The sequence below is a fragment of the Altererythrobacter chaiwopuensis genome (genome assembly GCF_054957755.1).
In genome coordinates this window covers 530,229-554,488 of record NZ_JBTXJG010000001.1, presented here as the reverse complement: position 1 = coordinate 554,488, position 24,260 = coordinate 530,229, and the positions used below count along the sequence as shown (strand labels likewise).

The following is a 24,260-nucleotide window of genomic DNA, read 5'->3' as shown; positions in this document are numbered from 1 at the left end:
ATTCACACCATGAAGGACTCGCCGCAGCCACATGCGCCCTTGGCATTGGGATTTTCGAACACGAAACCGGCGGTGAAATCATCTTCCACCCAATCCATCGTGCTGCCGACGAGGTAGAGCACGCTTGCCCCGTCGATGTAGAACGCGCCGCCCGGGGTCACTATCTTTTCGTCGAACTTCGCCTCTTCGGTGACGTAATCGACCGAATAGGCAAGGCCCGAGCAGCCGCGCCGGGGGGTCGACAGCTTCACCCCGATCGCGCCTTCAGGCGCCATGCCCATCAATTCGGCAATGCGCGCCTCGGCGGCGGGCGTCAGCTTGACGGCTGCGGGAATTTCGCGGGTTTTCGTTGCGTTATCTGATTCTGGCATCACAGCATCCCCAGTTCGAGCCGGGCCTCGTCGCTCATCTTGTCCGGCCCCCAAGGTGGATCCCACACCAGGCTGACCTCGGCATCGCGGATACCGGGCACGCTGGCGGCGCGCAGCTCGACTTCGCCGGGCATCGATTCGGCCACCGGGCAATGCGGCGTGGTAAGCGTCATGGTTACAAGCGCATCGGCATCGTCAGTGATCTCGACGCCATAGATCAGGCCAAGATCATAGATGTTGACCGGAATTTCGGGGTCATAGATTTCCTTGAGCGCCGCGATCACTGCGTCATGCAGCTCGCCTCCCGGTTCGCCGGGCGAGACATTTTCCGGCTTCTTGGCCAGAAAGCCCTCAAGATAATCGCGTTTGCGCTCCAAGGTTTCGCGCGGCGTCTCATCAGGATCGACAGCATCCTCCACTCGTGCGCGCCTTGGCTTCTGAAGCGCGCCCCCTACCGCTTCGGCAGGCGAGGGAGCCGCCACGAATTCCTTATCCTCGGATGGCTTGTTCATCCGAATATCCTCCTGGTTCTGGCGATGCCTTCGAGCAGCGCCGCGATATCGCTTTCATCCGAGTAGAGCCCGAAACTGGCCCGCGCCGTAGCCGGCACGCCCAGATGATCCATCAGCGGCTGCGCACAATGATGCCCGGCGCGGATCGCCACATTCGCTTCATCCAATATGGTGCCCAGATCGTGCGGGTGAACCCCGTCCATCATGAAACTTACGATTCCGGCACTATCTGCCGGGCCGAACAGCGTGACATCGTTCATGGCGCCAAGCTCTGCCCGCAACTGCGCCACCAGCTGCGCCTCATGCCCATGGATCCTATCGAGCCCGATGGCTTCGACAAAGTCGATCGCCGCATGCAATGCCACTGCCTCTGCGATCGCCGGGGTTCCCGCTTCGAAGCGCTGCGGCGGCGGGGCATATGTGGTTTTGGCAAAGGTTACGCGATCGATCATCGAGCCGCCGCCCTGATATGGCGGCATCCCGGCCAGGACTTCGGCCCGCGCCCACAACGCACCGATCCCGGTCGGGCCATAGAGCTTGTGCGCGCTGAAAACATAGAAATCGCAATCAATCGCGGCCACATCCACGGGGAGGCGCGGAACGGCCTGGCAGCCATCAAGCAACAGCTTTGCGCCAACCTTGTGCGCCAAGCGCGCCGCGCGGCGGCAATCAAGCACCGATCCGAGCACGTTCGAGACATGCGCCAGCGCAACCAGCTTGTGCCGCTCGCTCAGCATGGCCTCGGCAGCATCAAGGTCAATCTGCCCGTCATCGGTGAGCGGGCACACGTCAATCTGCGCGCCCACCCGCTCGGCCAGCATCTGCCACGGCACGATGTTGGAGTGATGTTCGAGCGTGGACAGCAGAATGCGATCCCCCGCACCGATATTGGCCGCGCCCCATGTCGCGGCGACCAGGTTGATTGCCTCGGTCGCGCCGCGAGTGAAGACCACTTCTTCTTCCCTGCCGCCGATGAATTCCGCCACCCGCCGACGCGCAGCTTCATAGCGCAGGGTCATCTCTGCCGAGCGCGCATAGACCCCGCGGTGCACGGTGGCATAATCCTTGCCCAGCGCGCGCGCCATCGCATCCACCACCGCTTGCGGCTTTTGCGCGGTGGCAGCAGTATCGAGATAGTGCCACGGATTGCCGTCCGCGGTCACCATGCCGGGAAACTGCGCCCGCGCATCAGCCAGGCGTGAAAGGGTGGCGGCGCTGCTCACAGCGCGGCCTCGTCAAGCTGCGCCAGCGCACGCTCCAGCATCGATTCGGCCTGTGACTGGTCGCTCATTTCGACAAAGGCATCGCCGATGAATGCCTGTACCAGCAGCTTGCGCGCAACATCGGGCGCGATCCCCCGCGCAGCCATGTAATAACGCGCTGCTTCATCAAGCTGGCCGATCGCCGCACCATGCGCGCATTGCACATCGTCGGCGAAAATTTCGAGCTCCGGCTTGGTATTCGCGCTGGCGCCCTTCTCCAGCAGCATCGCGCGGAAATTCTGTGCGGCGTCGGTCTTTTGCGCGTGCTTCACCACTTCGATCCGGCCAAGGAAATTGCCCGTGGAGCGGCCCCACTGCACCGCGCGCACAATCTGGTTTGAGGTCGCATTGGGCTGTGCATGGATCGTGCGGGTGACAAATTCCTGCACCTTGTCGCCGCCGCCAAGGGTCACGCCGCCGAATTCGAAATGCGCGCCCTCTTCCAGCGTCACCTCGACTTCGAGCCGAGCGTAAGGCCCCGCCGCGTTGATCGCGAACAGGGCATAGCGCGCGCCCTGCCCCACGTTGACGCGCAGACGTTCGACGCCCGCTTCGACAATTCGCGTTTCCTCACGCGCTTCGCCCGCCGGAATGTGGAGCTCTTGCCAGCCGGTCAGCAAGGCAAGTTCCGCCTCCGCCAGATAGCCGGCATCGGCATAGCGCCAGGCCTCGTCCCTATTGGTAGGCCGCTCAAGGATCGCCGCTTCAGGCATCAGCCATAACCGCGTCATAGCCTTCTTCTTCGAGCCGCTGCGCCAGCTCGGGCCCGCCGGTCTGGGCGATCCGCCCGGCGGCAAGCACCGAAACCTTGTCTGGCTTCACCACGTCGAGCAGGCGCTGGTAATGCGTAATCAGCAACACGCCCTTGGAGGGATCGCGCATGATCGCATTGATCCCCTCGCCCACCACGCGCAGAGCGTCGATATCGAGCCCGCTGTCGGTTTCGTCGAGCACTGCAAACCTGGGATCGAGGATTCCCATCTGCACCATCTCGGCGCGCTTCTTCTCGCCGCCCGAAAAGCCGACGTTCACCTGCCGCTTGAGCATATCCATATCGAGCTTGAGCAGGGCCGCCTTTGCCTTTGCCAGCTTGAGGAAATCGCCGCCCGACAGTGGGTCTTCCTCGCGCGCCTTACGCTGCGAATTGAGCGCTTCGCGCAGGAACTGCACAAATGAGACGCCGGGGATTTCGACCGGATACTGGAAGCCCAGGAATAGGCCGGCAGCCGCTCGCTCATGCGGCTCCATCGCAAACAGATCCTGCCCCATGAAGGTGACGCTGCCTTCGGTCACTTCATAGCCGGGCCGCCCGCCCAGCACATAGGCCAGCGTCGATTTGCCCGCGCCGTTCGGCCCCATGATCGCATGGATTTCGCCCGCCGCAACGGTGAGGGACAGGCCTTTGAGGATGGGCTTGTCGGCGACAGTGGCGTGGAGGTTATCGATTGTCAGCATTGTAATCTTTCTTGGGGTAATCTTTCCTGGGCCGTGAATAGGATTGGCGCGGGTTGGCTTCCTTGTGCGCGCGCGCGGCATCCCGCTTGTCGGCGATCCGTAGGCGCATTCCGGCGGTGATCCGGGCGAGGACATCGTCCATGTTTTCGAGAATCTCGGCGGCCTTGATCCGCATCACCCGGATGCCGACGCTCTCCAGGCTCTTGTCGCGGCGTTTCGCCAGCGCTTCGTTTTCGCCTTCCTCGTCGATATCGATCGCCATGCCGAGGCTGTGGCAGTTGAAATCGACGATCGCGCTGCCCACCACCGCGTGGCGGGTGAACTTGTGGCGCCCGAGATCGGCCTTGGCGAAGCGCGCCGCGAGCGCCTTGTGCGCTTCGGACGAATGCCGCCGCATCTCGCGCGCCTGCTCGTGCAGCACGTCAAGCCGCTTGTCCGAGATTTCCCAGCCGCGGCCGCGCTTCCTGAGCGCGGGGGCTTCGGGTGTTTCCGACGGATCGGGAAGCTTGAGGGTTTTTTTAACGTTCAATTGGCGCTCCCTTCCAGCGAAATCGACAATTCGTCACCCCGGGCTTGACCCGGGGTCCCGCTGAGTCTGGTTGGCACGGCGGAAGAAAAGCGGGATGCCGGATCAAGTCCGGCATGACGATAGAGGCTAAAATCAATCACCCCACACTCCCCTCAAGCGAAATCGCCAGCAGCTTCTGCGCCTCGACCGCGAATTCCATCGGCAGTTCCTTGAGCACGTCCTTGGCGAAGCCGTTGACGATCAGCGCCACTGCCTCTTCCTGCGGCAATCCGCGCTGCATGGCGTAGAACAGCTGGTCGTCGGAGATTTTCGAAGTGGTCGCCTCGTGCTCGATCTGCGCCGTGGGGTTCTTGACCTCGATATAGGGCACGGTGTGCGCGCCGCACTGATCGCCCAGCAGCAGCGAATCGCACTGGGTGAAGTTGCGCACCCCGTCGGCATTGGGGCCGACGCGCACCAGGCCGCGATAGGTGTTGTTGCTCTTGCCCGCAGAAATTCCCTTGGAGATGATGGTCGAGCGCGAACCGCGCCCATTGTGGATCATCTTGGTGCCGGTATCGGCCTGCTGGTAATTATTGGTGACGGCGACCGAGTAGAATTCGCCCACGCTGTCCTCGCCGTTCAGGACACATGACGGATATTTCCACGTCACTGCGCTGCCGGTTTCCACCTGCGTCCATGAAATCTTGCTGCGCGCGCCCTGGCACAGCCCGCGCTTGGTGACGAAATTGTAGATCCCGCCCTTGCCCTGGGCATCGCCGGGATACCAGTTCTGCACGGTCGAATATTTGATCTCGGCATCTTCCAGCGCGACCAGTTCCACCACTGCGGCGTGGAGCTGGTTCTCGTCGCGCATTGGCGCGGTGCAGCCTTCGAGGTAGCTGACATAGCTGCCCTTTTCCGCCACGATCAGCGTGCGTTCGAACTGGCCGGTATTTTCGGCATTGATGCGGAAATAGGTGCTGAGTTCCATCGGGCAGCGCACCCCCTCGGGCACGTAGACAAAGGTGCCGTCGGAAAAGACCGCGCAGTTCAATGTAGCGAAGAAATTGTCATGCTGCGGCACCACCTTGCCCAGCCACTTTTTCACCAGTTCGGGATATTCCCTGATCGCTTCGGAGATCGAGAGGAAGATCACGCCCGCGCGCTTCAGCTCCTCACGGAAAGTGGTGGCAACGCTGACGCTGTCGAACACCGCATCGACCGCGACCTTGCGCGCGCCCTCCACCCCGGCGAGCACTTCCTGCTCCGCTACAGGGATGCCGAGCTTGTCATAGACCGCCTTGATCTCGGGATCGAGTTCATCAAGGCTGGCGAGTGTCGGCTTCTTCTTCGGCGCGGCATAATAATAGGCGTTCTGGTAGTCGATCGGCGGATAGCCAACCTTGGCCCAGTCAGGCTCTTCCATGGTCTGCCACAGGCGAAAAGCCTTGAGGCGCCATTCGAGCATCCATTCCGGCTCGCCCTTTTTGGCCGAAATGAACCGGACGGTGTCTTCACTGAGGCCCTTTTCGGCGAATTCGGTCTCGATTTCGGATGACCAGCCGTGCTCGTAATCGGCGGCCTTGGCGGCAGCTTCGTGCGCCTCCCTGTCGATTTCGGGGCGATCCTGAATGTTCAGTTCTTCGCTCATACGGCTTCTTCCATGCGAGTCAGTTGGGTGAGTGGAATGGCCGCCAGGGCTCCGCGCAGGGCCTGGTTGATGACCGGCCAATGCGGTTTGACCTCGCACCCCTTCTCATAACCGCAGGCATGCGCATCGATGCATTGGGCGAGCGCAATCGGCCCTTCCACGGCCTCGACAATATCGGCCAGGCTGATTGCTGCTGCCGGACGCGCCAGTTGCAGCCCGCCGCCCGCGCCGCGCATCGATCGCAGCAGGCCCGCCGCCGTCAGCTTGCTGACCAGTTTTTGCACCGTCGGAGCGGGCAAGCCGGTTTCCGCCGCCAGTTCCGCTGCCGATACGCGCCCACCGCCGCAATGGCGCGCGGCGGCGCTCATCGTCACGACGGCATAATCGGCTAGGTTCGACAGGCGCATAGCGCTCCTACTTAAATCAGACTGATTCGTTCGTATTTGCAGTTAGGAGCGGGTTCGGTGGGTTTCAATGCGAAATCCCTTGTTGCGAGTCGTTAGCAAAAGGTCTCAACCATTCGTGCGCGACCGGCCCAACTGGCTGAGATTCTTCATCCGCAGCAGGGTAAGAAACAGCGGCTCATCGCTTCCGCCAAGCTTGGCAGGTGTATAGCCACAATAGCGCCGGATTTCGCGCACCATATGCGGTTGGTCATAGAATGCCTCCGCGATTTCGGATTCCGCCCTGTCGCTAAGATTTGCACGGGCCAGCAGCGATGCGGCGCGCACCGCACGATATTTGCGTGCCAATGCGGCGGGCGGAAAGCCAAAATATTGTTCGATCAGGCGCTCAGCCTGGCGGCGTGAATAGTCAAGGCGATCAAACAGGGCTTCGACATCGGGCTTGAGCGACTGCCCGAGCCAGTCGATTGTGCGTTCGATCAGGCGTTCATGCGCAGGAGGCAGTTGTTGCAGCCGTGCCTCGATCCATTGCGCGAGGCACTTGCAGGCCTGCCGCCCGTCTAGTTTGCCGGCGCGATAGGCGGTGTTGATGTTATGGGCGGCTTGCCTGATATCATCTCCCAGCAATTCGTGTGCGGGATGGACTCTGTCCAGCAGGTCCTTGACCGAGCGGCCGGTTAGCGCGGCCCATCCGAACGGGGAAAGCGAAGCCCCAATGGCGTGCCACGGGCCGTTCATCGAATAGGGCACGGCGGTCGAAAACGCGCTGATCATATACGCTTCGCCCAGAATGGCATCTTCGCGTTGCCCGAACGTCACCGTCCCGGTCCCATGTGGAAAAAGCACCAATTGGGCGAGCGCACCGGGGTGGCGCTCATGGATCACCGGCGCGTCCCAGGCGAAATGAAACAGCGCCAGCAGATGGCGCTCAAGTCCTTGAGGCGGTTCGTAATATTCCAGGTGAAAGTGGGGCGGCATAGCCTGTCATCTACGACCCAACCACGGACCGAACCGCCCCATGCACCGAACAAGGGCTTTGCGAGGAACTCATTCTTTTGGTGCGTGAGCAGGGATAGTCCATAGCTAGTCACTTCCATTGTAGCTCAGCGACATGGCAGGCCATCTTGCCGCAGAAGTTGTCACAAGCGCCCGCATCAAGATCACCTCGCCGGCGTCAGGGCTCATCAAGCGGATGGGCCGCTTTGTTTCCAACTTCGCCGGGAATGCGCACTTCGCGCAGATTCTTGGGCGTGAGCATTTCCGCGAGATAGGGGTTTTCATCGCCCGCCAGGCGCGCAGGCGTGCGCCCCACGAACAGGCTGATCTCGCGAATCATGTGCGACTGGTCGTAAAAGGCCTCGCCCAATTGCGCTTCATATTCGTCGGAAAGCTGCGGCAGGCCCATCAATGCAGCTGCGCGCAAAGCGCGGTACTTCCTCGCCAGGGCCCGCGGCGGAAGGCCGAAATAGCGCTCAACCAGCCGTTGTACCTGCCGTTCTGAATAGCTCGCCTCATGGTTGAGCTGTGCAAGATCGGGATTGAGCGAGGAGCCAAGCCAGCGTGTGGTGATATGAATAAGCTCGATGTGGCGCGGTTTCACGGGCCTGAGATGCGCGGCGATATAATCGCACAGACCCAGCGCGCAATCGCGCCCGCTCTTCTCGCCACTGCGATAGGCCGCGCATAATTCACCGCCCATCGCGTCTGCTTCATCGCCAAGCCACTCGCCCGCACGAACGAACCGATCACTATATTTCGCCGCACTGCGCCCGGTCAACGCGGCCCAGCCAAGTGGCGAAAGGGCCGCCCCGATCGCATGGAATGGTCCATCGACCACAAACGGTGCCGCCATTGAAAAGGGGGAGAGCAGATTGGTTTCATGGCTGGGATCAACCCGCCCATCAAGAAACCGCATCTCACCCACACCATGAGGGAAAATGGAGAGCTGACCGAGCGCCGCCGGCTGGATATCGCGAATCAGCGCTGCATCGCAGCGAAAGTGATAAAGCGTAGTGATGAAGTCGCTGAGCGCAGGCGGCGCGGCGATATAGTCGAGCTGAAACAGGCTTTGCGGCGTGAGCGCAAAGTCGGATCTGTTCCGTTCACGCGGAGCACCCGGCTCGTCTGGATTCTTCATCAGCCTCCAATTCAACGAAAAAAGGCGGTCCCCTTGTGGGGGACCGCCGTTGAAGTTGAGGAACTCTTCGCATCGCTGCTCTGAGCCCTTCGGGTCGCAGTCCCCACTTAACCGATTCGTAGTGTCCTGAATTGTATGCAAACGACAAGAGTTGATTTGAATCAGGTCTTTTTAAGTCATTATTCTGAAACAATTAAATAAATCGGTCAAGCTTGATCGGTGCTCGACAGGCGCGCCCACGCTTGCCATAGGCGTGCTTCATGCTCTTTGACCTCCTTCGCCCGGCACTTTTCCTGCTCGATTCGGAAGCCGCGCACCGACTCGCGGTGGGCGGGCTGAAGATGTTGCCGCAGCGCAACCCGCCCAAAGCCGGGATTCTCGCCACCGAAGTCGCCGGAATTGCTTTTCCCAACCCCGTGGGCGTGGCGGCCGGTTTCGACAAGGATGCGGAAGTGCCCGACGCGCTGCTGGGGCTGGGATTCGGCTTTGCAGAGGTGGGGTCAATCACCCCGCTCCCGCAAGCAGGCAATCCGCTCCCGCGGCTGTTTCGCCTGACCCGGGATCGCGCAGTGATCAATCGCATGGGCTTCAACAATGGTGGTGCACAGGCCGCGCTCGAACAGTTTGCTGCGCGCAAAGGGCGCACCGGCGTGGTCGGTATCAATATCGGCGCCAACAAGGATTCGCAGGATCGCATTGCCGATTATGCCACCATGACCCGGCTGATGGCGCCGCATGCAAGCTATCTGGCGGTAAATATCTCGAGCCCCAACACGCCGGGGCTGCGCGCGCTGCAGGACGAAGGCGCTCTGGCGGAATTGCTCGATGCCGTGCTGGCTGCGCGTGCCGGAGCAATGCCCGAAGCACCGCCGCCGATATTCCTCAAGGTCGCGCCCGATCTCGAACCGGCCGACATTGATGCAATCGCCCGAATCGCACTCGACAAGCAGCTCGGCGCGCTGATCGTGTCCAACACAACCATTTCGCGCCCACCGCTAAGATCAACCCATGCCGGGGAAACTGGTGGGCTTTCGGGCGCGCCACTGCGCCCACTTGCGCTCGAGCGTTTGCGCGATTTCCGCAAGGCCACCGGCGGCGCGATCCCGCTGGTTGGCGTGGGCGGTATTGCCAGCGCAGATGATGCATGGGAACGGATCAAGGCCGGCGCCAGCCTGGTGCAGATCTACAGCGCGATGGTCTATGAGGGCCCATGGTTGGGAGCCAGGATCGTTCGCGGGTTGGAGCGCCTGATGCGGCGCGAAGGCTTCGCCAGCATTGCCGAGGCGGTGGGCGCCGAAAACCGCTAGACTCTGCTCGATTTTGATTGAACCAAAATCTGAGTCTAGATTCTTGTTTTACCGTGATTTCCGAGCCGCGAAATGTTCCATTTCACTCGAAATCACTCTAACGCGCGCCGGGCAGCACCACACCTTCGCGGCGTGGATCATATCCGCCATCAACCCTGCCGCGCCCGTCTTCAGTGGGGCGGATCAGCACGGCGTGGACCCCTGAATCCTCTCCTTGCCCGGGAACAAGCGCGATGCCGCGTTCCTTCAACCCCGCGATGACCGCAGGATCGAACTTCTCCACTTCGCCCATCGGCCTGTCTCCGCGCGCGACCAGATTGGGCAGGGCGAGCGCCTCCTGCATCGGGAGGTTCCAGTCGATCGCGGCTACCAGCGACTTGCCGACATAGGCCAGGATCGAATTGCCACCAGCCGATCCAATCGCGCCGGCGAAGCTTCCGTCCTGATCAAGCAGGATGAGCGGGCTCATCGACGAGCGCGGCCGCTTGCCCGGTGCAACCGCATTGGGGGCCAGCTCTCCATCGGGCTGCAGCGGGTTGAACGAAAAATCCGTCAGCTGGTTGTTGAGGAAAAAGCCGTCGACCATCCTGCCCGTGCCGAAGATCGATTCGACCGTGGTAGTCATGGAAACCACATTGCCCGCCGCGTCGCGCACGATGAAATGCGATGTGCCCGCTGGCTCCAGCGTCTGGTCCGCTACGCCCTGCGTCGAGCCTTCCGGCTCGCCAGGCAAAGCCTTTATCGCCGCACGCTCGCCAATCAGCGCGGCACGGCGATCAAGATAGGCAGCTGCGAGCATGCCCTGCACCGGCACCGAGACAAAATCCCCATCGCCGAAATAGGCGTCGCGATCAGCATACATCAGCCGGCTTGCCTCGGCGAACAGGTACCACCCTTGCGGATCGTGCGGGCCGCGCTCGGCGATATCAGTCCGCTCGAGCAGGCCCAGCAGGTGAAGCAGCGCCGCGCCGCTCGATGGCGGCGGCGGAGCGCATACCAGATAGGCGCGATAGGGATGGCACACAGCTTCGCGCTTGACCGGGCGATAGGCGGCGATATCGGCCATGGTCATGGTGCCGCTCAGCGGTGCGGCGCGGCTACGCTCAACGATCTTTGCCGCAGTGCTGCCGCCATAAAGCGCTTCCGGCCCATGCTCGGCCAGCCGCCGCAGGAAGCGCGCATAGTCGGGGTTGGCCAGCAGGTCACCGGCCTGCCGCAGAGTGCCATCGGGCCGCGAGAAATAGGCCTTGGCATCTGGCGTGGACAGCTGGGGAAAGGGTATTGTCAGGAACCGCCCGAGCCGCGGGCTGATGACAAAGCCTTCTTGCGCTGTCTCGATCGCGGCATCGAACAGGCTGCTCCATGCCAATGCGCCGTGTTCGCGGTGTGCCATTGCCAGCGCCGCCACAGCCCCGGGAACTCCCGTGGCCCGGCCGCTGACGACTGCCTCGCGGAACGCCAGTGGCGCCCCATCCGGCCCCAGAAACATCGTTCGCGTGGCCCCGGCAGGCGCGGTTTCGCGCCCGTCATAGATGGCTATCTTGCGCGACTGCTGGTCATAATAGGATAGGAATGCACCGCCGCCGATGCCCGAAGACTGCGGCTCAACCAGCGAAAGCATCGCCTGCACCGCAATCGCTGCATCGACTGCGCTCCCGCCCTGATCGAGCACGTCCATACCGGCCTGTGCCGCCATTGGATTTGCCGCGATCACGAATGGCTGGGCCACTCCCGCCCGAGGTGTGGCGGCATCGCCCGGCGGCACAGTGGCACAGGCGGTGACGAGGGCGGCGAGCAGCAAAAGGAGCAGACGGTGCAGTGTCATGCGCCGCCCATTAAGGCGGCGCGCAGGACAAGGCAATGTGGCTTGCACGGCGCGCAAGTGCAGTCGCTCTTGCGGTGCGGCGGGCAGGACCCTAGACCCCGGCCATGGAATAAAGGGGGCTTCCCCGGGAGCAGGAGCAAGTCAGTGCAGCTGACCGATATCGACAATGCCAGAAATCTGGTTGAGCTTTTCCTTACACGCGCGGACGCCAAAGGTGATGCGCCCTTCCTTGGCCGCAAGGAAGGCGGAAGCTGGGTGACGCAAAGCTGGCGTGAAGTGGCGGATCACGTCTGCCTATTGGCAGAAAACCTGCGCACACTGGGCCTGAGGGATGGCGACCGGGTTTGCCTGGTAAGCGAAAACCGCCCCGAATGGTGCATAGCAGACTTGGCCATCATGGCGGCGGGCTGTGTGACCGTGCCGACCTATGTTACCAATACCGAGCGCGACCATGCGCATATTCTCGACAATTCGGGCGCCCGGGCGGTGATCGTGTCGACCGAAAGGCTGCTTCAGCCACTTCATCCAGCGATCCTGGCAACAGGAATCATCGAGCACGTTATCGGTATCGAGGACCTGCATCGGCATCAGTCGGGCAGCTTCGATTACCATGGCTGGGAGCAGATGATCGCTGGCGATCCTGTGGCAGCGCGCAAGGCGGTGGACGAGCGAATGGCGGGAATCGATCGCGAGCAGACCGCCTGCATCATCTATACCAGCGGCACTGGAGGGGCACCGCGCGGCGTGTTGCAGCATCACGGCGCGATCCTGTGCAATGTCGCCGGGGCGGCGGAGATCCTGATCGAGGATTTCGGGATTAGTGACGAACGCTTCCTCAGCTTCCTGCCGCTCAGCCATGCCTATGAACATACCGGCGGGCAGTACCTGCCGATCAGCGTAGGCGCGGAAATTTTCTATTCCGAAGGGCTGGAAAAGCTTGCCAGCAATATCGAGGAAACTCGCCCCACGATCATGGTGGTGGTGCCCCGCCTGTTCGAAGTGCTGCGCGCACGCATCATGAAACAGGTCGAAAAGCAGGGCAAGGTCGCGAACTATCTGATGGGCCGGGCGCTGATGATCAGCGAAAAGGAAGGCGAGCACGGGCGCTTGCGCAAGCGTGACAAGCCGATGAACTTTATCCTGGAAAAGACCCTTCGGCCCAAGATCCGGGCACGCTTTGGCGGCAGGATCAAGGCCATGGTTTCCGGCGGCGCACCGCTCAACCCCGATGTCGGCAATTTCTTTGACGCGCTGGGGCTCACCATGCTGCAGGGGTATGGCCAGACCGAGGCCGGCCCGGTCATCAGCTGCAACCGGCCCAAGGCCGGGCTGAAGATGGACACGGTTGGCCCGCCAATGCGCGGGGTTGAAGTGAAGATCGCGGAAGATGGCGAAATTCTGGTGCGCGGCGAACTGGTGATGCACGGCTATTGGCGCAACGAGGCGGAGACCGCGCGCACGATCAGGGATGGCTGGCTCCACACCGGCGATATTGGCCATCTCGACGACAAGGGCCGGATCGTGATCACCGATCGCAAGAAGGACATGATCATCAGCGACAAGGGCGACAATGTCGCACCGCAGAAGATCGAAGGCATGCTGACGCTACAGCCCGAGATCGCGCAGGCCATGGTGAGCGGCGACAAGCGGCCCTATATCGTCGGCCTGATCGTGCCCGACGCCGAATGGGCTTTGGAATGGGCCAAGGCCAATGACGAGAAGTTCGACATGGCGGCGCTGCAGGACCTGCCCGCTTTCAAGAGCGCGTTGCGCGTAGCAATCGACCGCGTGAACCATGACCTTTCCGTGATCGAGAAAGTACGCAAGTTCGCCTGCGCTGACGAGCCGTTCAGTATCGAGAACGAGGAGCTGACGCCGAGCATGAAGATCCGCCGCCACAAGATTCGCGAGCGCTACCAGGACCGGATCGACGGGCTTTACAAGGGTTAGGTCGCGAGGCGCTTTCGAAACTGGCCGAGTTGAGCCGAAAGTGATTTAAAGCCCTTCTCCAAATCCGCCTGCAGTTCCAAAGCCTCGGTTTGGCTGATCGTCATTCGACCAGGCGTTGGATTGTTAGACTTGTAAGTCGTCACATCGAATTGCGCGTGCCACTTACCCTTGCGGTCAATAAGTTCTTTCATGGTTCCATGGGCCAGGAAAACTCGGTAACTCTCAATGGCGCGCCAACCATCAATTGCGCGGGCGAGAGCTTCCTTCTGCTTGGCGGTTCCGTTGTCCTGGTCCGTTATTAACGAAAGATCGTCGAGCCTTTGGCCTGCTAAGTGCCTTAGTTTGACTGAATGACCATGCTGTTTTGCAGTCTCCAGCGTTAAAGCGACGGCCTTTTCGGAGCGGGCGTATAGATCAAGACAGCGCCCGCGCCACGAGTCGATCTCCGTTCGGGCATTCTTGTAAGGGCCCTGTCCCTCCGGATGGGGCTCGCTCACGCAGCCTCAACATCCTCAACATATTCGGGATAGAAGCTCGGCTCGCGATCCGACCAGCCTGGTGCGGTGGCGGCGGCTTCGCTCAGGCTTTGCAGCAACTCCTTGCGGCAATCGGGCCGGATTTGCGGCAGCGCAGCGGCAGCACAGAATGCGCTGGGCAGCCAAGGGCGCACATCGGCGCCCAGCAAGCGCTCGTAGAGAAAGCGGAATGCCGAGAAGCTGCTGATCCGTTCTTGTGACAGGTCAAAAGCGGCAACCCGCACCAGCTTGCCGATGAAGGTTTCGATCTGCGCAATGGTGACATCATTTGGAATGGTCGCGCGGAGCGTCTTCAGTTCCTGATAGGCAACATACTGGCAGCGGATCGCGGCGTTCTCGCCTTCGCTGCGCGCCCACAGCTTGAACGCATCCTGCCGTCCCAGCCCGATATCCAGGCTGCGCTTGATGTAACGCTGCTCTGCGGCCGAAAAGCTCGCAAATTCGCGCATCTCGCTAATGGTCATCGAGGCGGTGCCAGTTACCGGCATGGCTCTTGCTCCCTGTTGCAAGGAGCATTTTGGCCGAGCGTGGTTAATTAACGGTAACTATAGCGGGATTGCTTGCGCACAGGGCCATGGTCAGCCGCCGGAAACTAACCCGAAGTCAGATCAGGCCTGCCAGCGGTGAACTCGGATCGGCATACATGCGCCGCCCCATGCGCCCGGCGAGATAGGCTTCGCGCCCTGCCTCGACAGCCAGCTTCATTGCGCGCGCCATGCGGACCGGATCCTTTGCCTCGGCGATCGCGGTATTCATCAGAATCCCGTCGCAGCCCAGCTCCATGCCCACTGCCGCATCCGACGCAGTGCCCACACCCGCATCGACCAGCACCGGCACGCTCGCGCCCTCGACGATCAGGCGGATCGTGACGCGGTTCTGGATGCCAAGGCCGGAACCGATGGGTGCGCCGAGCGGCATCACCGCCACCGCGCCGGCATCTTCCAGCTGCTTCGCCGCGATCGGATCATCAACGCAATAGACCATCGGCAGAAAGCCTTCGCCCGCCAATACTTCGGTCGCTCTAAGCGTTTCGCGCATGTCGGGATAAAGCGTTCGCGCCTCGCCCAGCACTTCCAGCTTCACCAGGTCCCAACCGCCCGCCTCGCGCGCCAGCCGCAGGGTACGGATGGCTTCATCGGCAGTAAAGCACCCGGCGGTGTTGGGCAGATAGGTGATCTTCCTGGGATCTATATAGTCGGTCAGCATCGGTGCCTTGGGATCGCTGACGTTGACCCGGCGCACCGCCACGGTAACGATTTCCGCCCCTGACGCCTCGACCGCGGCGGCATTCTGCTCGAAATCCCTGTATTTGCCGGTGCCCACGATCAGGCGCGAGCGAAATGTCCGGCCCGCCACGCTCCAGCTGTCATCCGCCTTTGCCGCAGCAGAACCGCCGCCAACGAAATGCACGATCTCCAGCATATCTCCATCGGACAGGGCGGTCTCTTCCAGTGTCGAGCGCGGCACGATCACGTGATTGCGCTCAACCGCAACCTTGGCCGGTTCAAGCTCGAGCTCGCGTACAAGCGCAGCGATGGTTCGGGCTGTGGTCCGGCGCGTATCGCCGTTGAGTGTGATGGTCTTGGTGGCGCTCATACAAGGGCCACATAAGCCTCAATGCGTGTCAGGCAAGTGCGATCGCATATTGAGCAAATGGCCGATTGAAACCAGCGCCACGCCGATAATAGTTAGCGCCGCCTCGTGCCAGCCATGCGGCACGGCAAGCCCGCCGCCCATAAAGGTAAGCCCCATCATTGCCGTCACGAACGGCGCAGGGCGCCGGTGGCGCAGCGCGCCCCAGCCGATCGCCACCGCCGCGATGATCAGCGCCAAGGCAAGGCCGTAGCGGTGGATTTCCGGCGCAAGCAGCAATTGCCCGCCCAATCCCAACACCGAAACAATCAGGATAGTCGCAAGGCAATGCAGCAGGCAAAGGCTCGAAAGCCAGATGCCCGCACGGTCAAGCCGGCGGCGAATCGAGATGTTGTTTACTGGCATGGTACCGGTTGTATCTATGTTATGGTGTATCATCTTGCAAGAGGTGCAAGCGATCTTGCGGCGAATGGACTTGCACTTTTCTGGCGCGCTGCGCAGATGCCGGTCCATGGCTACACACGTCGAAACGCAAACCACCTGCGGGGCGCCAGTGCGTGAAACGGCACGCCCCCTGGCACTTGCATTCTGGCTGTATGTGATCGCCGCGATGGTGATCGTGATCGTCATGGTGGGCGGAATTACCCGGCTAACCGAAAGCGGGCTCTCGATTACGCAATGGAATCCGATTACCGGCGTGCTGCCCCCGCTGAGCGAGGCGGCGTGGCAAGCCGAGTTCGACCTTTACCGCCAAACGCCCGAATATCTTTACGAGGCCGGGCCGGCGGGCATGACGCTGGCAGATTTCAAGTTCATCTTCTTCTGGGAGTGGTTCCACCGCTTGCTCGGCCGCCTCATCGGACTTGCCTTTGCCCTGCCGCTGGCCTGGTTCTGGATCAAGGGAGCCATTCCTAAGGGTTACAAGCTGCGCTTGCTGGCGCTGCTGGCGCTGGGCGGGTTGCAGGGGACCTTCGGCTGGCTGATGGTGCGTTCTGGCCTTAGCGGCGAAATGACCGATGTCAGCCATTTCTGGCTTTCGGTGCACCTGCTTACTGCCTTCTTCACGTTGGGCGGATTGGTATGGACCGCGCGCGATCTGCAGCAGCTTGCGAAGGATCCTGCTGCGCGGCCCGCCGGCCTCACCGGCCCATCGCTGATCGTGGCAATCACGGTGTTTGTCCAGCTCTTGCTCGGGGCCTGGGTGGCGGGGCTCAACGCGGGTCACGCCGCCTATGACTGGCCGTTGATGAATGGGCGGTTCTTCCCGCAGCCGGACCTGGCCCGGGGCTGGCTTTGGGCGCTGACGCATGATCCCTTCCTGCTGCACTTTCTCCATCGCTGGTGGGCCTGGGTTGCTGTCGCCGCGCTGGTGTGGCTGGCACGGCGCGTACGCACACGTGAACGCGGCGCTTCGATCGCCATCCATAGTGCGTTCGGAACCATGGTAGTGCTGGGCATAGCCACGGTCCTGAGCGAAGTGTCGCTGTGGGTTGCGGTGGCACACCAATTGACCGGGGCTTTGCTGGTGGCGGGCCTTGCCTGGGGCATGCATGCAGACGGTCGGCGCAGTCGGGGCGGGGCATGAGCGCGCTGATCTGGTGCCCCTTTCCCGATCGCAGCGCTGCGCGCGAAGTAGCGAATGCCTTGCTGGATGAGAAACTGATCGCTTGCGCCAACCTGCTCCCGGATGTGGAATCGATCTTCGAATGGGGCGGTGCGCGCGAGAGCGGCAAGGAAATAGGGGTGCTGTTCAAGACCGATGCCGCCTTGCTTGACCGTGCTGCCGGGCGGTTGGCGGCACTCCATCCCTATGATGCTCCTGCAATTATGGGTTGGAAGTGCGATGCAGCTTCAACTGCCACACAGGCCTGGCTTGGCTCTTTGAGGGAGTGAGAAGATTGATGGCATATCCCCGGTCATGCCCGGCGCTGACGGCTTGATCGAGGGCGCGCGGCGGCTGGAGCAAACGGAGCTCGCGCGAGCGCTGGGCCATGCGCGAAACCTGGACGCGCAAAATCAAACGGTATTATTTTACCTCCACTGAAAAGCGCGGTTTTGCTTGACTTGCGCGCACTCAGGCGGCATTTGCGCCCCGTTCTCGCACCTGCGGCAAAAAGTCACGGGCGCGATTCGAGGCTGGGGCGGCAGACGCTGCGGCTACCCAAATCTAGGAAGTTGAACCCATGAAGGCGCTTAGCAAGCAGACCCGGTCCATAAAACCGGCCGAGGTCGAAAAGAAATGGCACCTGATCGATGCCGATGGCCTGGTTGTCGGCCGCGTTGCAACGATCATCGCCAACATCCTGCGCGGCAAGCACAAGCCGAGCTACACCCCGCATGTCGATTGCGGTGACCATGTTGTCGTCATCAATGCCGACAAGGTGAAGTTCACCGGCAAGAAGATGGGCGATAAGGTATATTACAAGCACACCGGCCATCCCGGCGGCATCAAGGAAACCACCCCGGCCAAGGTGCTGGAAGGCCGTTTCCCCGAGCGCGTGCTGGAAAAGGCTGTCGAGCGCATGATCCCGCGCGGCCCGTTAGGTCGCCAGCAGATGAAGGCGCTGCACCTCTATGCCGGTACCGAGCATCCGCATGATGGCCAGGCGCCGCAGCTGCTCGACGTAGCTTCCATGAATCGCAAGAACAAGGTCACCGCATAATGAGTATCGAGAACTCTGGCGAAACCAGCAACGAAACCGTTTCGGATCTGGCGGATCTGAAGGACATCGCCAGCGATGTGCCCGAAGGCGATGCAGCCGAAATCGCCGCTGTGGCCGAAGTGCCCCTGCGCGAACAGGAACTCGACCCGCAGGGCCGCGCCTATGCCACCGGTCGCCGCAAGGATGCCGTGGCCCGCGTGTGGATCAAGCCCGGCAAGGGAACGATCACTGTCAACGGCAAGGATCAGGAAGCCTACTTCGCGCGTCCGACGCTGCGACTGATCATCAATCAGCCCTTCGGCATCACCGAGCGTGAAGGCCAGTATGATGTGATCGCCACTGTGCGTGGCGGCGGCTTGTCGGGCCAGGCCGGTGCGGTCAAGCATGGCATTTCGCAGGCGCTGACCAAGTACGAGCCGGCGCTGCGCTCCACAGTCAAGGCCGCTGGCTTCCTTACCCGCGACAGCCGCGTGGTCGAACGCAAGAAGTATGGCCGGGCCAAGGCTCGCCGCAGCTTCCAGTTCTCGAAGCGCTGATTTCCAGCCTTGCGGAAAATCAAGGGGCGGTCCTTCGGGGCCGCCCTTTTTGTTTGCGCTCAAGGTCAGGCAGGCTGAGCGATGAAATCGCGTTGCTCAACTTCGATGATGCCTGCGGCGTCAATCCGCACGACATTGTAGGACGGCGGCGCCGCCCTGCGCAGCCGGGTCGACAATGTCCCCGCCCCTACCATCCGCATGGCATGGTTTTCGCGCGAGCGGACCTGGTCGAACGGGAAATGCACATGGCCCGATAGCACCATGGCGGCCCCTGCCGCGGCCAGTTCAGCGAAGGCCATATCCCCGCGAATGGTCGGATTCCTGCGCCCATCCTCATCCGCCAACAGGGGATGATGGCAAGCAACCAGCTTGGGGCGTGGATCTGAGTGCACAGCTTCCAACCGCGCCAGCGCCGCATCGAGGTTACGCCGCGTGACCACCCCGTCCGACCAGGGCCAGCGCAACTGCGCGGGAACATTGGTATCGAAGGGCACGATCAGGGCATGTTCCAGAACGATCTCTGCACCCACGGCCCGCTCAAGCGATCCGAAGCGTGCATAGGGCCTGCGGAAGCGCTCCCACAAATTGTAATAGGGCATGTCATGATTGCCAGGCTGGACCATAAGCGGCACGCCCAGGCTGGCGAACCACTTTGCGGCAAGGGCATATTGCCGATGGGTCGCGCGCTGAGTGAGATCACCGGTGCAGATCACCGCGTCGGGGCGCTCGAGATGCACCGCCGCCTCAAACCAGGCCGTGGCAGCGCGATCCTCTACCCCGAAATGGGTATCGCTGACATGGAACAGTACGGAGGCGTCACTAGCCATGTTTGGCGCCTAGCAGATTCGCTGCAGCATGAAAGCAAAGCATCAGATCCGGTCGGTCAGTATCAGCCAGGCGGCGAAGCAGTTAAGCGCTGTGTAGGCGAGATAGCCCCACGCAAGGCCCGGCCAGCCGTTGGACGCCAGCAGCAGCGCGGCAAGCAGGATCAGGAATTCCGTTACCAGCGTCAGCCTGCCGCCTAGCATGTGCACGAACCACGGCATCTGCCCCAGCATAGGATGGCGGCTTTCGAGCACCGCCTTGTGCAGAGTGAAATTGCCGATCCCCAGCAGAAAGATGATCACCATCGCCATGGTCATATTATTGCGCAAACTTCCATCGATTGGAAATGGCTGTTCGTCGGGCGCGATCTGACATCGATCAGTATGTCGTAGCTCCGGTCGATACGGATTGCGTGCATGTCGAGTGCAAGCTGATTGGGCACCGGCAATCGCCTATCTCCTGTTGTGCGGATCCGGTCTCTCTCCCCCCTCATTTCCGAGATCGCCGCAAATGGAGGAAACTATGTTCAAATCCATGTTTGCAGCTGCCGCGATCAGTGCAGCGCTCGCAACCACGCCTGCAATTGCCGGAGAGGCCCAGGGCGAAAGCGTATCTGTGTCCTATCACGATCTCAATCTCGCGACCGAGCAAGGACAGAAGAAGCTCGAGCAGCGCCTCGAACGTGCAGCTCGCCAGGCTTGCGGCGTTGACGGCCTTCGCACTGGCAGCCGCATTACCCCGCCCGATCAGAGCCGCTGCCTGAATGAAGCGCGCAAAAGTGCCAAGGCGCAATTCGCGCAAATTGTCAGCGAACAACAGCTCGGCGGTTAACCCGACGCACCCCCAAGCACGCAAGTGCGGCCTTGCGGCCTGAGCCCTTTCCAGTCCCGGGGTTCAGGCCGCATCTTTACAGGCGGCCTTATCAGCGGCTCAAACACAGCACTATCAGCGCCCGGCCATCGCTTTGACCTTTGGCAGATATGTCCTCCCGATCCTTAATGCCTCGCCGCAATCCAGCTCTGCCGACCACACTCCCAGTCCATCGTGCCTCAGACCCCTGATGCGATCCTTACGCAAAATGGTGGATCGGTGGATGCGGATGAACTCACTCGGGTCGAGTTTCTTCTCCAGCCCCGCGATGGTCTGCAGCAGCAGATAGCTGCGCCCACCTTCGGCCGGATCGCCGACAAACAGCCGCACATAGTCACGCTCGGCATCGATCCGGCTCACTTCGTTCACTGCGATACGGATCAGTTCCGAACGGTGCGGCACCCACAGTTCTTCAAGCCATTCGCTGGTGCTGTTGCGCTCTGACCCGCGGCGAGAGACCGCTCTTTCAATCGCCCGCTCGAGCCGATCGGCGGCAACCGGTTTCAGCACGTAATCGACCGCTTCGAGGTCAAATGCTTCGACCGCAAAGCCATCATGGGCTGTCACGAAAATGATTGCAGGCGGATTCTCCTGCCCGGCCAACTGGTGTGCGACACCCAACCCGTCGAGTTCAGGCATGGTCATATCGAGCAGCATAAGGTCGGGCGCAAGCGCCTCGGCGAGGCGCAGTGCCGCCGCGCCATCGCTTGCCGTTCCGATGACGTTGATCTTGCTCAGCTTAGCACAAATCACCTGGATCCGTTCGACGGCGAGAGGCTCGTCGTCAACGATCAACGTTCTCAGCGGCGCATCGGTTTGCTCTGATTCAGCCATTGCGCGTCAATGGTATGCGCATTTCGGTGCGATATCCACCAGGAACCGGGCCCGACTCAAGTACGATATCGGGGCCGAAACGGGCCTCCAGCCGGTCGCGCACATTGGCTAGGCCGATCCCGAAACCGTTGCGCACATTATCTGGCACTCCGGGCCCATCATCGCTGACGGTGATCACCAGTCGATCGAACTCCTCGCGCGCCTCCACCCGGATCAGGACCGGCCGATTGACCGGCGAGACTGCATATCTGACCGAGTTTTCGATCAACGGCTGCAGGATCATGCCCGGCACGCGCGCATCGGCGAGTTCGGGCGGCAGGATCAATTCACTCCGCAGCCGCTCCGGAAAACGCACCGCCTCGATGGCGAGGTAGAGCCGCTGCAGGTCGAATTCGTCGGCCAGTGTGACATTGGTCGTGGGATCGTCAGCCAGGCTATGGCGATAGAAGCGCGATATCAGCTGGATCATCTGTTCTGCGCGTTCGGCCTTGCCGGTGATCACCAGAGACGAAAGCGAATTGAGCGTGTTGAACAGGAAATGCGGATTCACCTGATAGCGCAAGCTCCGCAGCTCGGCCGCCTTCGCTGCATTGCGAAATTCCTGCTCGCGCCGCTCGGCCAGCCGCGCTTTCGAAATCGCCAATAGCGAGTAATAAAGCGAGCACCACGCCAGCATCATGAAATAGCGGCTGAAGGCGATTTCAGTCAGAGGCCCCAAAAAGCTGAGCATGCCCAAGTCGATCTTGCGATTGATCTGGCGCGCGCCCCGCAAGGCGTCGTTTTCCACGAATATGTCCGGTTCGGAAATGCCCGCTTCCTCCGCTTCGCCAGGCTCCCTTTCGCTCGCGGCGTTCCTATCGGCGGAGGATTGGGCAGATTCCGGACCGCCGTCAGGTGGCGATTTTCCGGATGCGATATCAACGAAGATTTGCTCCATTTTCGTATTCATGTCGGCGAAAACGTAATAGTTGATCTGCGCCAGCATTACCGATGCCGGGGCTGCCAGCAGCAGCGCGGCGGTGGCCTGCACCCAGAGGGCACGCGAATCGAACAGGCGGAGCAGCAACCACAGGACAATTGTGACCCCGACTCCCGCCACAGCCACGATCGCACGCAGGCGCATCATCTCGAGCCCCATGCCGACTCCGAGTATCTCCCATCGGATCGTCGCAAGCGCGAAATAGACCGCCCACAACAATACAATCGAGATTACTACGGTGCGGAACGGAACCCGGGCATGCGATTCAAATAAGCTTTTGTCCATCGCATCACCACCTAGACCCGCCTTTTATGGAAGGCGAATCCGTCGTCGGTCAAGATATGCCGTTCATCGAAAGTTCATCGAACGACGAACGTTCCGGCTTCAGCCCTTTTCGAGCAATTTATCCTTTGCAATCCGTTCTTTCCACTGCGCCGGGGCCAGCGTGTGGACATTGGTGCCTTCGCTGTCGACCGCGACGGTGACAGGCATATCCTTCACCGTGAATTCGTAGATCGCTTCCATGCCAAGGTCTTCGAAAGCGACCACCTTTGCTTCCTTGATCGCCCGCGCAACCAGATAGGCTGCACCGCCCACCGCCATCAGGTAGGATACCTTGAAACGGCTGATAACCTCGACTGCATCATGCCCACGCTCGGCCTTGCCGATCATCGCCAGCAGGCCAAGATCGAGCATCATCTCGGTGAACTTGTCCATTCGCGTTGCCGTGGTCGGGCCGGCCGGGCCAACCACTTCACCCATCACCGGATCGACCGGGCCGACATAATAGATCGCGCGGCCCTTGAAATTCACCGGCAGATCTTCACCCCTGTCGAGCATTTCCTGGATGCGCTTGTGCGCGGCGTCGCGCCCGGTCAGCATTGTGCCATTAAGCAATAACCGGTCACCCGCCTTCCAGCTCGCTACCTCTTCAGGCGTAAGATTGTCGAGATCGACCCGCTTGGCCTCTGCGTCGGGCTGCCACTGCACCTTGGGCCAGGCATCGAGATCGGGCTGCGGGATATAGGCCGGGCCCGAACCGTCCATCACCACATGCGCATGGCGCGTAGCGGCGCAATTGGGGATCATCGCCACCGGCTTGCCCGCCGCATGGCACGGCCAGTCCAGGATCTTGACGTCAAGAATCGTTGAGAGCCCGCCCAGCCCCTGCGCGCCGACCCCGGTGGCGTTGACCGCGTCGAAAATATCGATCCGCAGCTGCTCGATATCGCTGCGCGCGCCGCGCGCCTTCAGCTGAGCCATATCGATCGGTTCCATCAGGCTTTGCTTGGCCAGCTTCATGCAATGTTCCGCCGTGCCGCCAATCCCGATCCCCAGCATGCCCGGGGGGCACCATCCGGCGCCCATCGACGGGATCTGTTCGAGCACCCAGCCGACGATGTTGTCGCTGGGGTTCATCATCTTGAACTTGGACTTGTTCTCGCTGCCCCCGCCCTTGGCCGCGACATCAATGCTGATCTTGTTGCCTGGCACCATTTCGACAGAAAGCACGCAGGGAGTGTTGTCGCGGGTGTTGCGGCGGGTGAAGGCGGGATCGGCCAGGATCGAGGCGCGAAGCTTGTTCTCAGGATGGTTGTAGGCGCGGCGCACCCCTTCATCGACCACTTCCTGCAAACTTTGCCGCGATTCGAGGCGGCACTCCTGCCCCCATTTGATGAAGACATTGACGATGCCGGTGTCCTGGCAGATCGGGCGGTGGCCCTCTGCGCACATCCGGCTGTTGGTCAGGATCTGCGCGATCGCATCCTTCGCCGCAGGCCCCTGTTCCGCGTCATAGGCTTTGCCCAGCGCCTGAATGTAATCCATCGGATGATAGTAAGATATGTATTGCAACGCATCCGCCACGGTCTCGATCAGATCGTCTTCGCGGATAATGGTCATGTCGCTCATCGAAGCTGCGCTCCTGTCGGTCGATTCCACCGCCCCTTAGTCCCCTCGCGCACCTAGCGTCAAAGCGCTTGGCTGCAAGCATCGCAATCGCTAGAGGTAATTGACCTAGTGTGTTGTGTGTGTAATAC

At 61.4% G+C, this 24,260-nt stretch carries 27 protein-coding genes; 7 read left to right on the top strand and 20 right to left on the bottom strand.

The window, feature by feature from the left end; translation table 11 throughout:
• Nucleotides 1-2: 2 nt before the first annotated feature.
• From ACX2DJ_RS02840 to ACX2DJ_RS02795, 10 genes are all read right to left on the bottom strand, one after another.
• Entirely contained in the window at nt 3-371 is a 369-nt protein-coding gene (locus ACX2DJ_RS02840; protein ID WP_462570889.1) for a HesB/IscA family protein, read from the bottom strand.
• The gene (locus tag ACX2DJ_RS02835; RefSeq protein ID WP_462570888.1) at nt 371-883 is read right to left on the bottom strand and encodes an SUF system Fe-S cluster assembly protein; all 513 of its coding nucleotides are present in this window, start codon (nt 881-883) and stop codon (nt 371-373) included. The genes ACX2DJ_RS02840 and ACX2DJ_RS02835 overlap by 1 nt, the downstream gene beginning before the upstream one ends.
• Nucleotides 880-2,049 carry a cysteine desulfurase gene (locus tag ACX2DJ_RS02830; RefSeq protein ID WP_462572530.1) on the bottom strand — a complete coding sequence of 390 codons (1,170 nt, stop codon included), beginning with the start codon at nt 2,047-2,049 and terminating at the stop codon, nt 880-882. The genes ACX2DJ_RS02835 and ACX2DJ_RS02830 overlap by 4 nt, the downstream gene beginning before the upstream one ends.
• A gap of 53 nt (nt 2,050-2,102) precedes the next feature.
• Nucleotides 2,103-2,876 (bottom strand): SufD family Fe-S cluster assembly protein, encoded by a 774-nt coding sequence (locus ACX2DJ_RS02825; RefSeq protein WP_462570887.1) that lies wholly within the window; start codon nt 2,874-2,876, stop codon nt 2,103-2,105.
• Nucleotides 2,851-3,600, bottom strand: coding sequence for a Fe-S cluster assembly ATPase SufC (sufC, locus tag ACX2DJ_RS02820; RefSeq protein WP_462570885.1), 750 nt, complete (start codon nt 3,598-3,600; stop codon nt 2,851-2,853). Before sufC ends, ACX2DJ_RS02825 begins: the two co-directional genes overlap by 26 nt.
• Nucleotides 3,584-4,129 carry an endonuclease domain-containing protein gene (locus tag ACX2DJ_RS02815; protein ID WP_462570884.1) on the bottom strand — a complete coding sequence of 182 codons (546 nt, stop codon included), beginning with the start codon at nt 4,127-4,129 and terminating at the stop codon, nt 3,584-3,586. Before ACX2DJ_RS02815 ends, sufC begins: the two co-directional genes overlap by 17 nt.
• Before the next feature lie 136 nt (nt 4,130-4,265).
• The gene (sufB, locus tag ACX2DJ_RS02810; protein ID WP_462570882.1) at nt 4,266-5,762 is read right to left on the bottom strand and encodes a Fe-S cluster assembly protein SufB; all 1,497 of its coding nucleotides are present in this window, start codon (nt 5,760-5,762) and stop codon (nt 4,266-4,268) included.
• Entirely contained in the window at nt 5,759-6,169 is a 411-nt protein-coding gene (locus ACX2DJ_RS02805) for an SUF system Fe-S cluster assembly regulator (protein WP_462570880.1), read from the bottom strand. The genes sufB and ACX2DJ_RS02805 overlap by 4 nt, the downstream gene beginning before the upstream one ends.
• Nucleotides 6,170-6,274: 105 nt before the next feature.
• On the bottom strand, nt 6,275-7,144 hold the full coding sequence (locus ACX2DJ_RS02800) for a helix-turn-helix transcriptional regulator (RefSeq protein ID WP_462570879.1): 870 nt from the start codon (nt 7,142-7,144) through the stop codon (nt 6,275-6,277).
• A 196-nt stretch (nt 7,145-7,340) separates the two neighbouring features.
• Complete coding sequence (locus tag ACX2DJ_RS02795) at nt 7,341-8,303, bottom strand: helix-turn-helix domain-containing protein (RefSeq protein WP_462570877.1); 963 nt, start codon at nt 8,301-8,303, stop codon at nt 7,341-7,343.
• 260 nt (nt 8,304-8,563) lie between these two features.
• Here ACX2DJ_RS02795 and ACX2DJ_RS02790 point away from each other — a divergent pair, with 260 nt between their 5' ends.
• Complete coding sequence (locus ACX2DJ_RS02790; protein WP_462570875.1) at nt 8,564-9,610, top strand: quinone-dependent dihydroorotate dehydrogenase; 1,047 nt, start codon at nt 8,564-8,566, stop codon at nt 9,608-9,610.
• A gap of 97 nt (nt 9,611-9,707) precedes the next feature.
• Here the strand turns inward: ACX2DJ_RS02790 and ggt are convergent, their stop codons facing one another.
• Nucleotides 9,708-11,435, bottom strand: a complete 1,728-nt coding sequence (gene ggt, locus ACX2DJ_RS02785; RefSeq protein WP_462570874.1) for a gamma-glutamyltransferase — start codon at nt 11,433-11,435, stop codon at nt 9,708-9,710.
• Nucleotides 11,436-11,579: 144 nt separating this feature from the next.
• Between ggt and ACX2DJ_RS02780 the strand changes: the two genes are divergently transcribed.
• Nucleotides 11,580-13,385 (top strand): AMP-dependent synthetase/ligase, encoded by a 1,806-nt coding sequence (locus tag ACX2DJ_RS02780; RefSeq protein WP_462570872.1) that lies wholly within the window; start codon nt 11,580-11,582, stop codon nt 13,383-13,385.
• Here the strand turns inward: ACX2DJ_RS02780 and ACX2DJ_RS02775 are convergent.
• From ACX2DJ_RS02775 to ACX2DJ_RS02760, 4 genes are all read right to left on the bottom strand, one after another.
• Complete coding sequence (locus ACX2DJ_RS02775; RefSeq protein ID WP_462570870.1) at nt 13,382-13,882, bottom strand: hypothetical protein; 501 nt, start codon at nt 13,880-13,882, stop codon at nt 13,382-13,384. The genes ACX2DJ_RS02780 and ACX2DJ_RS02775 overlap by 4 nt on opposite strands.
• A complete protein-coding gene (locus ACX2DJ_RS02770; RefSeq protein ID WP_462570869.1) occupies nt 13,879-14,409 on the bottom strand; it encodes a hypothetical protein in 531 nt (176 codons plus the stop codon). The genes ACX2DJ_RS02775 and ACX2DJ_RS02770 overlap by 4 nt, the downstream gene beginning before the upstream one ends.
• Nucleotides 14,410-14,524: 115 nt before the next feature.
• Complete coding sequence (gene thiS, locus ACX2DJ_RS02765; protein WP_462570868.1) at nt 14,525-15,517, bottom strand: sulfur carrier protein ThiS; 993 nt, start codon at nt 15,515-15,517, stop codon at nt 14,525-14,527.
• 18 nt (nt 15,518-15,535) lie between these two features.
• Complete coding sequence (locus ACX2DJ_RS02760) at nt 15,536-15,919, bottom strand: MerC domain-containing protein (RefSeq protein ID WP_462570866.1); 384 nt, start codon at nt 15,917-15,919, stop codon at nt 15,536-15,538.
• A gap of 106 nt (nt 15,920-16,025) precedes the next feature.
• Here ACX2DJ_RS02760 and ACX2DJ_RS02755 point away from each other — a divergent pair, with 106 nt between their 5' ends.
• From ACX2DJ_RS02755 to rpsI, 4 genes are all read left to right on the top strand, one after another.
• Nucleotides 16,026-17,099, top strand: coding sequence for a COX15/CtaA family protein (locus ACX2DJ_RS02755; RefSeq protein ID WP_462570865.1), 1,074 nt, complete (start codon nt 16,026-16,028; stop codon nt 17,097-17,099).
• Nucleotides 17,096-17,407: a divalent-cation tolerance protein CutA gene (gene cutA, locus ACX2DJ_RS02750; protein WP_462570864.1), complete on the top strand. Its 312-nt coding sequence runs from the start codon at nt 17,096-17,098 to the stop codon at nt 17,405-17,407. Before ACX2DJ_RS02755 ends, cutA begins: the two co-directional genes overlap by 4 nt.
• A gap of 290 nt (nt 17,408-17,697) precedes the next feature.
• The gene (gene rplM / locus ACX2DJ_RS02745) at nt 17,698-18,177 is read left to right on the top strand and encodes a 50S ribosomal protein L13 (protein WP_462570862.1); all 480 of its coding nucleotides are present in this window, start codon (nt 17,698-17,700) and stop codon (nt 18,175-18,177) included.
• Nucleotides 18,177-18,713 (top strand): 30S ribosomal protein S9, encoded by a 537-nt coding sequence (rpsI, locus tag ACX2DJ_RS02740; protein ID WP_462570861.1) that lies wholly within the window; start codon nt 18,177-18,179, stop codon nt 18,711-18,713. The genes rplM and rpsI overlap by 1 nt, the downstream gene beginning before the upstream one ends.
• Before the next feature lie 65 nt (nt 18,714-18,778).
• Here the strand turns inward: rpsI and ACX2DJ_RS02735 are convergent, their stop codons facing one another.
• Both ACX2DJ_RS02735 and ACX2DJ_RS02730 read right to left on the bottom strand, forming a co-directional pair.
• The gene (locus tag ACX2DJ_RS02735) at nt 18,779-19,540 is read right to left on the bottom strand and encodes a metallophosphoesterase family protein (RefSeq protein WP_462570860.1); all 762 of its coding nucleotides are present in this window, start codon (nt 19,538-19,540) and stop codon (nt 18,779-18,781) included.
• Between the two features lie 42 nt (nt 19,541-19,582).
• A complete protein-coding gene (locus ACX2DJ_RS02730; RefSeq protein WP_462570859.1) occupies nt 19,583-19,849 on the bottom strand; it encodes a hypothetical protein in 267 nt (88 codons plus the stop codon).
• A 223-nt stretch (nt 19,850-20,072) separates the two neighbouring features.
• On the opposite strand from ACX2DJ_RS02730, the gene ACX2DJ_RS02725 reads away from it, so the two are divergent.
• Nucleotides 20,073-20,369 carry a UrcA family protein gene (locus ACX2DJ_RS02725; protein ID WP_462570858.1) on the top strand — a complete coding sequence of 99 codons (297 nt, stop codon included), beginning with the start codon at nt 20,073-20,075 and terminating at the stop codon, nt 20,367-20,369.
• 114 nt (nt 20,370-20,483) lie between these two features.
• Here ACX2DJ_RS02725 and ACX2DJ_RS02720 read toward each other — a convergent pair whose 3' ends face one another.
• The 3 genes from ACX2DJ_RS02720 to ACX2DJ_RS02710 all read right to left on the bottom strand — a co-directional run bounded on the left by ACX2DJ_RS02720 (nt 20,484) and on the right by ACX2DJ_RS02710 (nt 24,132).
• Nucleotides 20,484-21,242, bottom strand: coding sequence for a LytR/AlgR family response regulator transcription factor (locus tag ACX2DJ_RS02720; protein WP_462570857.1), 759 nt, complete (start codon nt 21,240-21,242; stop codon nt 20,484-20,486).
• Nucleotides 21,235-22,506 carry a sensor histidine kinase gene (locus tag ACX2DJ_RS02715; protein WP_462570856.1) on the bottom strand — a complete coding sequence of 424 codons (1,272 nt, stop codon included), beginning with the start codon at nt 22,504-22,506 and terminating at the stop codon, nt 21,235-21,237. Before ACX2DJ_RS02715 ends, ACX2DJ_RS02720 begins: the two co-directional genes overlap by 8 nt.
• Nucleotides 22,507-22,605: 99 nt before the next feature.
• Nucleotides 22,606-24,132 carry a fumarate hydratase gene (locus ACX2DJ_RS02710; protein WP_462570854.1) on the bottom strand — a complete coding sequence of 509 codons (1,527 nt, stop codon included), beginning with the start codon at nt 24,130-24,132 and terminating at the stop codon, nt 22,606-22,608.
• Between the last annotated feature and the right edge of the window lie 128 nt (nt 24,133-24,260).